The 13544-nt window shown below is 68.2% G+C and carries 10 protein-coding genes and 1 pseudogene; 10 read left to right on the forward strand and 1 reads right to left on the reverse strand.

What is annotated here, in order from left to right:
• From KD1_RS12705 to KD1_RS12745, 9 genes and pseudogenes are all read left to right on the forward strand, one after another.
• Positions 1-597, forward strand: a pseudogene (locus KD1_RS12705) (molybdopterin dinucleotide binding domain-containing protein); the annotation flags it as partial.
• On the forward strand, positions 594-2021 hold the full coding sequence (gene nuoH, locus KD1_RS12710; protein ID WP_068402468.1) for an NADH-quinone oxidoreductase subunit NuoH: 1428 nt from the start codon (positions 594-596) through the stop codon (positions 2019-2021). The pseudogene KD1_RS12705 and the gene nuoH, both read left to right, overlap by 4 nt.
• Position 2022: 1 nt before the next feature.
• Positions 2023-2664, forward strand: coding sequence for an NADH-quinone oxidoreductase subunit NuoI (gene nuoI / locus KD1_RS12715; protein ID WP_068402470.1), 642 nt, complete (start codon positions 2023-2025; stop codon positions 2662-2664).
• Positions 2661-3431 carry an NADH-quinone oxidoreductase subunit J gene (locus KD1_RS12720; RefSeq protein WP_068402472.1) on the forward strand — a complete coding sequence of 257 codons (771 nt, stop codon included), beginning with the start codon at positions 2661-2663 and terminating at the stop codon, positions 3429-3431. Before nuoI ends, KD1_RS12720 begins: the two co-directional genes overlap by 4 nt.
• Positions 3428-3727 (forward strand): NADH-quinone oxidoreductase subunit NuoK, encoded by a 300-nt coding sequence (gene nuoK, locus KD1_RS12725; protein WP_068402474.1) that lies wholly within the window; start codon positions 3428-3430, stop codon positions 3725-3727. The genes KD1_RS12720 and nuoK overlap by 4 nt, the downstream gene beginning before the upstream one ends.
• Positions 3728-3746: 19 nt before the next feature.
• Positions 3747-5693: an NADH-quinone oxidoreductase subunit L gene (nuoL, locus tag KD1_RS12730; RefSeq protein ID WP_068402475.1), complete on the forward strand. Its 1947-nt coding sequence runs from the start codon at positions 3747-3749 to the stop codon at positions 5691-5693.
• Positions 5693-7237, forward strand: a complete 1545-nt coding sequence (locus KD1_RS12735; RefSeq protein ID WP_068402477.1) for an NADH-quinone oxidoreductase subunit M — start codon at positions 5693-5695, stop codon at positions 7235-7237. Before nuoL ends, KD1_RS12735 begins: the two co-directional genes overlap by 1 nt.
• On the forward strand, positions 7234-8784 hold the full coding sequence (gene nuoN / locus KD1_RS12740) for an NADH-quinone oxidoreductase subunit NuoN (protein ID WP_068402479.1): 1551 nt from the start codon (positions 7234-7236) through the stop codon (positions 8782-8784). Before KD1_RS12735 ends, nuoN begins: the two co-directional genes overlap by 4 nt.
• Complete coding sequence (locus KD1_RS12745; RefSeq protein WP_068402481.1) at positions 8781-9785, forward strand: polyprenyl synthetase family protein; 1005 nt, start codon at positions 8781-8783, stop codon at positions 9783-9785. Before nuoN ends, KD1_RS12745 begins: the two co-directional genes overlap by 4 nt.
• Before the next feature lie 132 nt (positions 9786-9917).
• Here the strand turns inward: KD1_RS12745 and KD1_RS12750 are convergent, their stop codons facing one another.
• A complete protein-coding gene (locus tag KD1_RS12750) occupies positions 9918-11966 on the reverse strand; it encodes a PhoX family protein (protein WP_245627403.1) in 2049 nt (682 codons plus the stop codon).
• A gap of 441 nt (positions 11967-12407) precedes the next feature.
• Here KD1_RS12750 and KD1_RS12755 point away from each other — a divergent pair.
• On the forward strand, positions 12408-13544 hold a 1137-nt coding region (locus KD1_RS12755), incomplete at its 3' end, for a YbfB/YjiJ family MFS transporter (protein ID WP_068402483.1).

Consider the following 13544-nt stretch of genomic DNA (forward strand, 5'->3'; position numbering starts at 1 on the left):
CAGCACGCCGACGTCGTGCTGCCGGTGGCCGCGGTCGCCGAGAAGCCGGGCAGCTTCGTCAACTGGGAGGGGCGCGTGCGCGAGTTCGACACCACGCTCGAGACCTCCTTCGAGGGCGACCACCGCGTGCTCGACATGCTCGCGAACGCCATGGGCCACTTCCTGGCGACCCGCTCGGTCGCCGAGGTGCGGGCCGAGATGGCCGCGATCGGCCCGAACCCGGGCGAGCGCTCCTCCGCCCCGACGATCACGGCCGGTGCCGTGCCCTCGCCGCAGGCCGGCGAGGTCGTGCTCGCGACCTGGCGCCACCTGCTCGACCGCGGCACTCTGCAGGACGGCGAGCCGTTCCTGGCGGGTACGGCCAAGGCGGCCCGGGCCTGGGTCTCCCCGGCCACCGCAGCCGGGCTGGGCGTGAGCGACGGCGACACCGTCACGGTCTCGGCGCCGGCCACCTCGGTCGCGCCGATCACCGCTGCGGTGCACGTCGCCGACATGGTCGACCACGTCGTCTGGCTGCCCACGAACCAGGACGGGTGCGACCTGCGCTCCGTCGCGGCTGGATCGGTTGTCTCCGTCACCAAGGTGGAATCCGCATGAGCACCCTTCTGACCCTGGCCCCCGAGTTCGCGTCGGTCGTCGCCCTGCCGGCCGCCGACGTGCCGCCGAGCGTGCCGCGGGCCGACTTCAGCGACACGCCGATCTGGCTCTCGGCCGTCAAGGCGCTGCTGCTGTTCGTCTTCCTGCTGCTCAACACGCTCGTCGTCATCTGGTTCGAGCGCCGCGTCATCGGGCGCATGCAGAACCGGCCCGGCCCCAACCGCGCCGGCCCGTTCGGTCTCATGCAGACCCTCTTCGACGGCCTGAAGTCGCTCTTCAAGGAGGACGTCAAGCCGGCGGCGGCGGACGCGTTCCTCTTCACCCTCGCGCCGATCCTCTTCGCGACGATGGCGTTCGTCTCCTTCGCGATCATCCCGCTGGGTGGCACGGTGAATCTCTTCGGTCACCAGACGCCGCTCCAGTTGACCGACCTGTCGGTCGCGGCGCTGCTCGTCCTGGCCGTCGCCGGGGTGGCCGCGTACGGCGTGATCCTGGCCGGCTGGTCCTCCGGTTCGACCTACCCGCTGCTCGGTGGCCTGCGCTCGACCGCCCAGGTCATCTCCTACGAGATCGCCATGGGGCTCGCGCTCGTCGCGGTCTTCCTCTACAGCGGCTCCATGTCGACGAGCCAGATCGTCGAGGCGCAGCGCAACCTCTGGTACATCGTGCCGGCGTTCATCTCGTTCGTCGTCTACGTCATCACGATGGTCGGCGAGACCAACCGCATCCCCTTCGACCTCGCCGAGGGTGAGGGCGAACTGGTCGCCGGTTACCACACCGAGTACTCCGGGTTCCGCTTCGCGATGTACTACCTGGGCGAGTACATCAACATGTTCACCGTCTCGGCGCTGGCCACGACGATGTTCCTCGGTGGCTGGCACGCGCCGCTGCCGTTCAACCTCATCGGCGACGGCTACTTCGACAGCGGCTGGTGGGGCCTGCTCTGGTTCACCATCAAGATGTGGCTGTTCATGTTCTTCTTCGTCTGGCTGCGCGGCACGCTGCCCCGTACCCGGTACGACCAGTTCATGGCCTTCGGCTGGAAGCTGCTCATCCCCGGCACACTGCTGTGGGTCATGGCCGTGGCCTTCATCCGCGGAGCGCAGCTCGGCTTCCTGGGTGACTCGAGCATCGCCATCGCCGGGCGCGAGATCCCGATCGCGACGCTGATCGTCATCGGTGTCCTGCTCGTCGCGGTGCTCGTCGTCCTGTGGCTGTGGGAGACGAAGATGACCGAGCGGGAGGAGGCCGCCGCGAAGGCCGCCGACGTCCCCGAGGAGATCGACCCCTACGCCGGCGGCTACCCGGTGCCGCCGCTGCCCGGTCAGCGGCTGCGCGAGCCGAGCACCTACCCGGCCCTGCCCCGCGCGGGCGCCACCGCGACCGTCGTGGACACCCCCACCGTCGAGAACAAGGAGGCCTGAGATGGCCGAGGAGCAGAAGGGCGGGTTCTTCTCGGACCTGTTCGCGCCTGTCGCCGGCTTCGGCGTCAGTTTCGCGACGATGTTCCGGAAGATCCCGACCGAGGAGTACCCCGAGGTCAAGTGGCCCACCGCACCGCGGTATCACGGCCGTCACCAGCTCAACCGTCACCCCGACGGGTTGGAGAAGTGTGTCGGCTGTGAACTGTGTGCCTGGGCGTGCCCGGCGGACGCGATCTTCGTCGAGGGCGCGGACAACGACGACACCCCGGTGTCGGAGGGTGGCACCGGGCGCTACAGCCCCGGTGAGCGCTTCGGCCGGATCTACCAGATCAACTACCTGCGCTGCATCTTCTGTGGGCTGTGCATCGAGGCGTGCCCGACCCGCGCGCTGACGATGACGAACTTCTACGAGCTCGCCGACGACAACCGCGCCGACCTGATCTTCACCAAGGAGCAGTTGCTCGCGCCGTTGCAGTCCGGCATGCTCGCGCCGCCGCACCCGATGGCCGAGGGCATGGAGGAGCGCGACTACTACCTGGGCAAGGTCACCAAGGCCACCGACGCCCAGCAGCAGTGGTCCGACGAGCACGCGGCCGAGTACACCGTGTCCAGCACCACGACCAGCGAAGGGGAGACCCGATGACCAGCACCGGCGAGGCCTGGGCCTTCTGGATCCTGGCGACCGTCGCCGTTGTCACGGCCCTGGTCCTGCTCCTGGCCCGCAAGGCCGTCCACGCCGCGTTCGGCATGGCCGCGTCCATGGTCGCGCTGGGCGCGATCTTCCTGGCCCAGCAGGCACCCTTCCTCGGTGTCGTCCACGTGTTCGTGTACTCCGGCGCCGTGATGATGCTCTTCCTGTTCGTCGTCATGCTCGTCGGCGTCGATCACGCCGACTCACTCGTCGAGACGCTGCCGGGCCAGCGGTTCTGGAGCACGGTCCTGGCACTCGGCCTGGCGGCGCTCCTCATGACCGGCATCGGCCGGGTGAACTACACCGGCACCGCGGACCTGTCGGCGGTCAACGCCGACCCGGGCAACGTCCCGGCCATGGCCGGACTGATCTTCGGTCGCTACGTCTGGGTCTTCGAGATCACCTCGCTGCTGCTCATCACCGCGGCGATGGCGGGCATGGTGCTGGCCCAGCGTCAGCGCCTCACCCCGAAGGCGACGCAGCGTGAATGGTCGGAGCGTCGTATCCGCTCCAACACGCACGTCGCGGGTCTGCCGAACCCCGGTGTCTACGCCCGCCACAATGCGGTCGACACCCCGGCGCTACAGCCCGACGGCAGCATCAGTGCGCTGTCCATCAACCGGACCCTCAAGGCCCGTGGCCAGGTCGCCAGCCCGGTCGAGCACGTCGAGGCCGAGGAGCGGATCCAGCGCGAGATCACGGAGGGTCGCACCCGATGAACCTGATGAACTACATCTACCTGGCGACGATCCTGTTCGCGATCGGGTCCGCGACGGTGGTCATGCGCCGCAACGCGATCATCGCGTTCATGGGCATCGAGCTCATGCTCAACGCCGCCAACCTCGCCTTCGTGACGTTCTCGCGCATGCACGGCAGCGTCGAGGGACAGGTCATCGCCCTCTTCGTCATGGTCGTCGCGGCCGCCGAGGTGGTCGTCGGTCTGGCGATCATCATGGCCATCCACCGTGCCCGCCGCTCGGCCTCGGTCGACGACGCCAACCTGCTGAAGCTGTAAGGAGCTGACGTTGACTCCCGTGTACACCCTTGCCGCAGCGCAGGTGGTCACCGAGGTGCAGCCCACCGTGGACGCCTCCGGCGCCGCCTCGTGGGCCTGGCTCCTCGTGGCGCTGCCCCTGCTCGGCGCGGCGATCATCCTGCTGGGCGGTCGCTCGGCCAACCGTTGGGGCCCGACGCTGGCCAACGTCATGTCGTGGGGCGCCTTCGGCCTCGGCGCGGCGATCCTCATCGAGATGCTCGGCCGGGCCGGCGATGAGCGGGCGCAGAGCCTGCACCTGTGGCAGTGGTTCACCGGTGGCTCGTTCGAGGTCAACGCCGGCATGCTGGTCGACCAGTTGTCGATCTCCTTCGTCATGCTCGTGACCTTCGTCGGCTCGCTCATCCACGTGTACTCCTTGGGGTACATGGAGCACGACCCCGACAAGGGTCGGTTCTTCGGATACCTCAACCTCTTCATCGCGGCGATGCTCACGCTCGTGCTGGCCGACAGCTACGTGCTGCTCTTCCTCGGCTGGGAGGGCGTCGGTCTGGCGTCCTACCTGCTCATCGGGTTCTGGTACCAGCGCAGCGACTACGCCTCCGCGGCGAACAAGGCGTTCATCGTCAACCGTGTCGGTGACATGGCCCTGGCCATCGGCATCGCCATGATGTTCGTGACCTTCGGCAGCGCCGACTACTCGACCGTGCACGGCGGTGCGGCCGGAGCCCCCGAATGGGCCCTGACCGCGATCGGCCTGCTGCTGCTCGGAGCGGCGTGCGGCAAGTCCGCGCAGTTCCCGCTCCAGTCCTGGCTCGGAGACGCCATGGCCGGCCCGACGCCGGTCTCGGCGCTCATTCACGCCGCGACCATGGTCACCGCCGGTGTCTACCTCATCGTGCGCAGCAACGCGATCTTCGACCTCGCGCCCACCGCGCGACTGGTCGTGACCATCGTCGGTGCGATCACCCTCCTCCTCGGTGCCTTCATCGGTATGGCCAAGGACGACATCAAGAAGGCGCTGGCCGCCTCGACGATGTCGCAGATCGGCTACATGATGCTCGCCGCGGGTCTGGGCCCGGTCGGCTACGTCTTCGCGATCTTCCACCTGCTCACGCACGGCTTCTTCAAGGCCGGGATGTTCCTCGGGGCCGGTTCGGTCATGCACGCCATGAACGACCAGGTCAACATGCGCCGCTTCGGTCGGCTCTCCGGGGTGCTCAAGCACACGTGGTGGACGTTCGGGCTGGGCTGGCTGGCGATCATCGGCTTCCCGGGCCTGTCCGGCTGGTGGAGCAAGGACAAGATCATCGAGGCCGCGTTCGTCGGTGAGGGCTGGCAGCCGTGGGTGTTCGGTCTGGTGACGATGCTCGGTGCCGGTCTGACCGCGTTCTACATGTCGCGACTGTTCTTCATGACCTTCCACGGTTCCGGCAAGCGCTGGACCGAGGACGTGCACCCGCACGAGTCTCCGCTCGTCATGACCGTGCCGATGATGATCCTGGCTGTCGGGTCGCTGGCCCTGGGTGCGATTCTCACCGCGGTCAAGTTCCCCGAGTGGCTGGCGCCGGTCACCAACGGTGGGCATCTCGAGCACCACGAGCCGGTGCTGGCGATCCCGGCGATCCAGATCCTGACGTTCGTGCTCATGGCCGCCGGCGTGTTCGTCGCGTGGCGCCTTTACTGGAAGGCCGATGTGCCGGTGGTCGCCCCCGAGGGCAGCGCCCTGACGCAGGCCGCGCGCACGGACTTCTACCAGGATGACGTCAACGAGGCCGTGTTCGTCGGCCCGCTCATGACGACGGCCACCGGTCTCGTGGAGGCCGATGACCAGATCGTCGACGGCGGTGCCCGCAACCTGGGCGACGGAGTCGCCGGCCTGTCGAGAGTGTTGCGGAGGGCCCAGACCGGGTTCGTTCGCTCCTATGCCCTGACCATGCTCGCCGGCGTCGTCGCCGTGCTCGGTGCCCTGTGGGTGATGAACTGATGGAAAACTTCCCCTGGCTGACCGTGCTCATGGTCGTGCCGCTGATCGGTGCGATCGTCGTCGCGCTGCTGCCCTCGGGTAGCAGCGGGCGGCCGTGGCGCCCCGTGGCGCTGGGCGTGTCCCTGGTGGCGCTGCTGATCTCGATCGGTGCGGCGTTGCAGTTCACGTCCGGTTCTGCCGACCAGTTCCAACTGGTCGAGAAGCACCAGTGGATCCCGCAGTTCGGCGTCTCGTACGCCCTGGGCGTCGACGGCATCGCGCTGTCGCTGATCGTCATGTCGGCGATCCTCGTGCCGGTGTGTCTGCTGGCGATGTGGGACGAGTTCCCCGGCGGCGGTGGTCGGGAGAAGAACTACTTCGCCCTGACGCTGCTCCTCGAGGCGTTCATCGTCGGCGTGTTCGCCGCGACGGACGTGTTCCTCTTCTACGTCTTCTTCGAGGCCATGCTCATCCCGGTCTACTTCCTCATCGGATGGTTCGGTGGTGAGGGTCGGCAGAAGGCGGCCCTGAAGTTCCTGCTCTTCTCGCTGGCCGGTGGGCTCGTCATGCTCGCCGCCGTCATCGGGGTGTACTTCCAGGGCCCGCAGGGCGGCGAGGGCTTCCTCGTCGAGAACCTGACCGGCCTGAGCATGGGTCAGAACACCGAGCGCCTGCTCTTCCTCGGCTTCTTCATCGCGTTCGCGGTCAAGGCGCCGATGTGGCCGGTGCACACCTGGCTGCCCGACGCCGCGGCCGCCTCGCGCCCGGCGACGGCCACCCTGCTCGTCGGCGTGCTGGACAAGGTCGGCACCTTCGGGATGATTCGCTTCTGCCTCCAGCTCTTCCCGAACGCGAGCCAATGGGCCACCCCCGTGGTCATCGTGTTGGCGATCATCTCGATCGTCTACGGTGCGGTGTTGGCCATTGGTCAGGACGACCTGATGCGACTGATCGCGTACACCTCGATCAGCCACTTCGGCTTCATCGTGCTGGGCATCTTCGTCATGACCTCGACGGCCGGTGCCGGTGCGTCGCTGTACATGGTCAACCACGGCTTCGGCACGGCTGCGCTGTTCCTCATCGCGGGCATGCTCATTGCCCGACGTGGCAGCACGAAGATCTCCGATTACGGCGGCTGGCAGAAGATCGCGCCGGGCCTGGCCGGAGTCTTCCTCCTCAGCGGCCTCGCCGGACTGGCGTTGCCCGGTCTCGGTTCGTTCGTCTCCGAGTTTCTCGTCATCGTCGGGTCGTTCCAGCACAGCAAGTGGGCCGGTGCCTTCGCGGTCACCGGAATGGTGCTCGCGGCGACGTACATCATGTGGCTCTACAAGCGCATGATGACGGGCCCGACGCCCGAACTGGCGACCCCGGTGCGCGACATCACCATCCGCGAGAAGGTGGTCGTCGCCCCGCTGATCGCCGCCTTCCTCGTGCTCGGCTTCTTCCCGAAGCCGGTTCTTGACGTCATCAATCCGGCCGTTCAGCAGACGCTGCAGATCGTCGGGGTCTCCGACCCGCAGCCGACGCACCCGACCGCCGCGACCACCGGGAGCAACAACCGATGAACCAGGAATTCACCATGGTGGAGATCAACTACTGGGCCATCGCCCCGTTGTTGGTCGTCGTCGCCGGTGCCTTGATCGGCGTGCTCGTCGAGGCCTTCGTGGCTCGCGCCTCACGCCACAACGTCCAACTCGGTGTCGGTCTGGTGACCTACCTCGCCGCCCTGGTCGTGCTGCTGGCCAAGTCGCGCACGGAGCACGGTCTGACGATGGGCGGGTCGGTCGTCATCGACGGCCCATCGGTGTTCCTCATGGCGGTCATCCTCTGCTTCGCGCTCCTGTCGCTGCTCGTCATGGCCGAGCGCTTCGGCGGACCGGCGGCCGATGCCTTCACCCCGATGGGTGCGGCCACCCCCGGTTCGGACCTCGAGCGCAGCGCCGAGAGCGCCGGGTGGGGCACGACCGAGGCGGTGCCGCTGATGATGATCAGCGTCGTGGGCATGATGCTCTTCGTCTCCTCCGGTGACCTGCTGACGATGTTCGTTGCGCTCGAGGTGCTCTCGCTGCCGCTGTACGTGCTCACGGGCCTGGCCCGCCGCCGTCGCCTGCTGTCGCAGGAGGCCGCGCTGAAGTACTTCCTCCTGGGTTCCTTCTCCAGTGCGTTCTTCCTCTTCGGCGCGGCGCTGCTGTACGGCTACGCCGGTTCGGTGGACATCGCCAGGATTGCGCTGGCCATCGGCGCGGCCAGCCCGGTGCTCGACGGACTGCTGCTGCCCGGTGTCGCGCTCGTGCTCATCGGGCTGCTGTTCAAGGTCGGCGCCGTGCCGTTCCACGCGTGGACGCCGGATGCCTACCAGGGCGCCCCGACCCCGGTCACGGGATTCATGGCCGCGGCGACCAAGATCGCCGCGTTCGGCGCGATCCTGCGCTTGGCGTACGTGGGCCTGTCCGGCAACCGCTGGGACTGGGAGCCGGCGCTGATCGCCATCGCGGCGCTGACCATGGTCATCGGCGCGGTGATGACCGTGACCCAGACGGACGTCAAGCGTCTGCTCGCGTACTCGTCGATTGCCCACGCCGGGTTCATCCTCGTCGCGGTCATGTCCTTCGACGTCACCGGTGTCTCCGGCGCCATGTTCTACCTCGTCTGCTACGGCTTCACGACGATCGCGGCCTTCGCGCTGGTGACTTTGGTCCGCCACGAGGGCTCCGAGGCCACCGACCTGTCGCAGTGGGCCGGCCTGGGTCGCCGCTCGCCGGTCGTGGCCGGTGCGTTCGCCATCTGCCTGCTGGCCTTCGCGGGCATTCCGCTGACCTCCGGCTTCACCGCCAAGTTTGCGGCCTTCGCTCCGGCGATCAGCCACGGCGGAGCGGCGGGTGCCTGGCTCGTCGTCATCGGTGTCCTGGCCTCGGCGGTCACGGCGTACGTGTACTTCCGGATCATCGTGACGATGTTCTTCGAGGAGGGCGCGGGTGACGTCGTGGCCATCACGCCGTCGACGCTGACGACCATCGCGATCGCCATCGGCCTCGTGCTGACGATCCTGCTCGGTGTCCTGCCCGGCCCGGTGCTCGAAGCGGCGACCCAGTCGGCGCAGTTCCTGCGGTGAGCGGTTCTCCCGGTCTGCTGGCCTTCCCGGCCGTCACCCCTGAGCTTCAGGCTCGGGTGGCGGCCGGGATGGCGCGCGTCGAGGAACTCATCCGGGAGCGCGTCGATCACGAGGATCCGTTCATCGCCGAGGCGTCCAGTCACCTCGTGCGGGCCGGGGGCAAGCGCTTCCGTCCGATGCTGACGCTGCTCGTCGCCGAGCTCGGTGGCGGCATCAACGACCGGGTGGTCGCGGCGGCGGCGGGGGTCGAGTTGACGCACTTGGCCTCCCTCTACCACGACGACGTCATGGACGAGGCGGACGTGCGCCGCGGCGCTCCGAGCGCAAATGCGAAGTACGACAACGCCACGGCGATTCTCGTCGGCGACCTGCTCTTCGGTACCGCCTCGGACATCATCGCCGACCTCGGCGCTGACGCGGTCAAGATTCAGGCGCAGACGTTCATCCGGTTGTGCGCCGGGCAGATCCGCGACGATCGGCCCGTGCCGGCGGAGGTGGATGCCACCGCGTACTACCTCAAGGTCCTCGAGGACAAGACCGGAGTGCTCATCGCCACCGCGGCTCGCTACGGAGCGATGTTCAGTGGCTGTGATGCGGCGGTCGTCAACCTCGTCACGGAGTACGGGGAGCGCCTTGGCATGGCCTTCCAGCTGGCCGACGACCTCATCGACATCGCCTCCGAGGCGGACGAGACCGGTAAGACGCCCGGTACGGATCTGCGTGAGGGCAAGCGCACCCTGCCCGTCCTGTACGCCCTGGCGTCCACGGACCCGACGGACGCGCGGCTGCGGGAGTTGCTGGGCTCCGACCTGTCGCGCGATGAGGCCGACCTGGCCGAGGCATTGACCCTGTTGCGCGCCAACCGTGCGCTGGAGCAGGCCACGCAGGAGACCCGCGCCGTCGCCGACCGAGCGTCCGAGGTGCTGGCCCCGCTGCCCGACAGTGATGCCAAGGCGGCGTTGCTGGCCCTGGCCACTGGAGTCGTCGAGCGCGTCGGCTGAGACGACGCACCGCGCTCCGCTCATCGCGAATCCGGCGCTGTTCGTGGCGGCAACGCCATCGGCCCCGGTCCTGCACGAAGCAGGGCCGGGGCCGATGTGCGTCACGTGTGTGTGACGGTCACCCGATCAGGGTCACTTGTTCTTTGTGACCTGGCCCGGCGCGGTGGCCTTGCCCTTGGCCGGGGCCGTGCCGTTGTTGCCCTTGCCCTTGTTCTGGGCCTTGACCATGATGACGCCCGGACGCGGCACCGGGTCGCCCTTGTAGGGGAAGAGCGACGCGGGCTGGGAGTACGTGGCTCCGTTGAGCTCACCCGGGTGCTGGACCGCGGTCAGGACGGTGCGGTCGTCCCACGAGATGAACGGGCCGCAGTTCTCGGCACCGGCCGGCACCGAGATGAACTGCTGCAGGTGACCCTTCTCCGGGCCCTCCAGCGGGAACAGGTACATGCCGTCGCACTTGCCGAGGGTGCCGGGGGCGCCGTCGGTGGCGACCCAGAGGTTGCCCTTCGAGTCGAACGCGACGTTGTCCGGGCAGGAGATCGCCGAGACCTGCGACTTGTCGTACCCGTTGAAGTACGTGGTCGGGTCGTTGGGGTCACCACAGAGCATGACGATCTTCCAGTTGAAGGTGTCGGACGAGTGACCCTTCGTGTTGGAGATCTCCATGACGTGCCCGTGCTTGTTGTTCGGGCGCGGGTTGGCCTCGTCGATGGCACCCGGGGCGCGGCGGGTGTTGTTCGTCAGGGCCATGTACACCGAGTCGGTGACGGGGGAGGGCTCGAAGTCCTCGGGGCGGTCCATCTTCGTCGGGCCGACCTTGTCGGCGGCGAGGCGCGTGAAGAGGAGGACCTCTTCGTAGGACATGCCCGCGACCATGGACTTGCCGTCCTTGGTCAGCGGCAGCCACTGGCCGGTGCCGTCGTGCTCGCCGTCACCGAGGCCGTCGCCGGTGAACTTGGCGACGTAGAGGTCACCCTCGTGGAGCAACGTGCGGTTGTGCGTGTCGTTGCCCGTGATGAACGTGCCCTTGGACACGAACTTGTACGCGTACTCGAAGCGCTCGTCGTCGCCGGAGTAGACGACCACGTGACCGTCCTTGGCCACGACGGCCTCGGCACCCTCGTGCTTGAAGCGGCCCATGGCGGTGAGCTTCTTCGGGCGAGCGGTCGGGTCCATCGGGTCGATCTCGACGACCCAGCCGAAGCGGTTGACCTCGTTCGGCTCCTGGTTGAGGTCCCAGCGCTTCTCGATCTGGAACCAGTGCGGCATGTACGGGTCGGTGATGCCGTAACGCTTCTGCTCGGCGGTGGGGGCCGCGGCCGGCTTGAAGTAGCCGTGGAAGTTCTCCTCACCGGACAGGACGGTGCCCCACGGGGTCTCGCCACCGGCGCAGTTGTTGACCGTGCCGAGCACGAGCGAGCCGGTCGGGTCGGCGGAGGTCTTGACCAGGGCGTGGCCGCGGACCGGGCCGACGAGCTCGAACTCGCTGTGCGCGTCGATACGACGGTTCAGCTTGGCGTCCTTGACGTAGGTCCAGTGCGACTCGGGGTTCTTGCGCTCGACCTCGACGACGGTCATGCCGTGGGCAGCCATCGTGATGCGCAGCTGCTCCTCGGACATCGTGTCGACGCTGGTGAAGTCGGAGAACATGAACTCGGGGTTGACGTACTCGTGGTTGACGACGAGGACGGCGCGGTTGTTGTTCTTCGTGCGGAACAGGCCGACGTAGTCGTTGTTGTAGCCGAACTGACGCGCCTGCTTCGCGGCGGTCTGCTTGGTCACGTCGAACGCGGGGACGTCGCTCCACAGCGGGTCGCCCCAGGCGATGATCGTGGACCACTCGAAGCCCTCGGGGACGACGACCTTGTCGGTCGCGGCCGGGACGAAGGGGAGCTTCTCGAAGCCGAACGGCGACTTCTTGGCGACCTTGCCGGCCGGGGCCGCGGCGGCGGGCTCGGCGCCGAGGACACCGGAGGTGGCGGCGGCGAGGCCACCGACGGCGACCATCAGGCCACCGGTCTTGAGCACGGAGCGGCGCGAGGCGTTGGCCGCAACGATGTCACCGAAGTACTCGTTGTCCGAGGTGTTCGGGTCCGGGTGGGCGCACTGGTTGTTGCAGCGGTAGATGCACGTCATCGACGCGCGACCGCCGGAGGCGTGGATGATCGGGAGGTTCTTCACGAGAGTCCTTCCAAGGATGAACGAGGTCCCGGCCGAAGATAGGGGGCCATTCTCGCCGGAGAGTTGCAGGAGGGTGAAGGGCAGGTGAACAAACACCGGCGAATGGCCGATGGGGAGGTGCCGAGACCAGCCAAGACCAGCCAAGACCCGCCAAGACCAGCCCAGACCCGCTGGGAGCCGCCGAGCGAGCCGCCCAGCGAGCCCAGCGAACCGAAGAGCGTGCCGAAGATCGTGCCGCCCAGCGAACCGAAGAGCGTGCCGTCCAGCGAGCCGAACGACCGCTCATCGCCGAGGCGCCCACGGTCCCGGTCTACCGCGACGTGTCGGGCTAGCCTGCCCACCATCAGCACGCACGATCAGCGCACCCATGACTCGCGGACCCCGGCGCACACCTCCGCGACCCGACCCGGCCCGAGGCGACATCCGGACCGGCTGACGGTGGTGCTCGGGCTTGCGGCCGGTCCCCTCATCGCGCTGGGGCTGGCCCGTTTCGCCTATGCGCTGCTGCTGCCACCCATGCGCGAGGAACTTCACTGGACGTACTCGCAAGCCGGCGCGCTCAACACTGCGAACGCCGGGGGGTACCTGGTCGGTGCTGTGGTCGCGGCGTCGCTCGCGGGCCGGATCCAGACCAGGAGGGCGTTCCTGCTCGGCTGCCTGGTGGCCACCCTCGCGCTGTTCGCCACTCCGCTCACCACGTCGTTGCCGGTCCTGCTGGTCATTCGATTCCTGGCCGGCCTCGGGGGAGCGTGGGCGCTCGTGCTGGGTGGAGCGTTGGTGACGGCCGCCGGCGCGGGGGGTTCCCCGAAAAGGGCCGCCATCATGCTGGGCCTCTATTACAGCGGCGCCGGCGGCGGGATGACGCTCGCCGGGGTGGTCGTGCCATGGCTGCTCGACCGCACCGACGGCGCGGGCTGGCGGCCCGGCTGGCTCGCCCTGGCCGTGATCGCCGTGGCCGCCAGCATCGTCGCCGCCTGGGCCGCCACGCAGGCTCACGAACCGGAACAGCCGAGCCACACCGACCGGGGCTGGCGTCGAGGCCGAATCCGATGGCTGACGATGTCCTACACGTTCTACGGCACGGGCTACATCGTCTATCTGACGTTCATCGTCGCGTACCTGGCCGAGCACGGACTGAGCCCGGCGGCCGTGTCGGCGTTCTACGTCGTCCTGGGCGTGGCGGCGATGGTCGGGGGCTTCGCGTGGGCCCCGACCATCGGTCGGCTCGGTGGGTCGAAGTCGATGAGCGTGGTCCTTGTCGCGCTGGCGGTGGGCACGATCCTGCCGGTGGTCGCACCGTTCGGGTGGTCGTTCGTCCTGTCGGGCATCCTCGTGGGTGGTTCGTTCCTGTCGGTGGCGACCGCCATGTCCGTCGGGGTGCGGCACATCCTGCCGCCGAGCCTGTGGACTGCCGCATTGGCCTTCGCCACTACGATCTTCGGCTTCGGACAGACCGCGGGCCCCTGGGTCAGCGGGTGGGTGTCCGACCGATTCGACGATCTGGGTGTGGGACTCATCTTCGCCGCGGTCCTGCTGCTGCTGGGCGCCCTGGCCGCGCTGCGCCAGCACGAGCCTCTG

It is taken from the genome of Kribbia dieselivorans NBRC 106261 (genome assembly GCF_001552435.1).
In the GTDB taxonomy this organism is placed as follows: Bacteria; Actinomycetota; Actinomycetes; order Actinomycetales; family Dermatophilaceae; genus Kribbia; species Kribbia dieselivorans.

Excerpts from the sequence above, each read along its gene's own strand:
- KD1_RS12720 (WP_068402472.1), top strand. The coding sequence starts at position 2,661 with ATGACCAGCACCGGCGAGGCCTGGGCCTTCTGGATCCTGGCGACCGTC.
- nuoI (WP_068402470.1), top strand. The coding sequence starts at position 2,023 with ATGGCCGAGGAGCAGAAGGGCGGGTTCTTCTCGGACCTGTTCGCGCCT.
- nuoN (WP_068402479.1), top strand. The coding sequence starts at position 7,234 with ATGAACCAGGAATTCACCATGGTGGAGATCAACTACTGGGCCATCGCC.
- KD1_RS12735 (WP_068402477.1), top strand. The coding sequence starts at position 5,693 with ATGGAAAACTTCCCCTGGCTGACCGTGCTCATGGTCGTGCCGCTGATC.
- nuoK (WP_068402474.1), top strand. The coding sequence starts at position 3,428 with ATGAACCTGATGAACTACATCTACCTGGCGACGATCCTGTTCGCGATC.
- nuoH (WP_068402468.1), top strand. The coding sequence starts at position 594 with ATGAGCACCCTTCTGACCCTGGCCCCCGAGTTCGCGTCGGTCGTCGCC.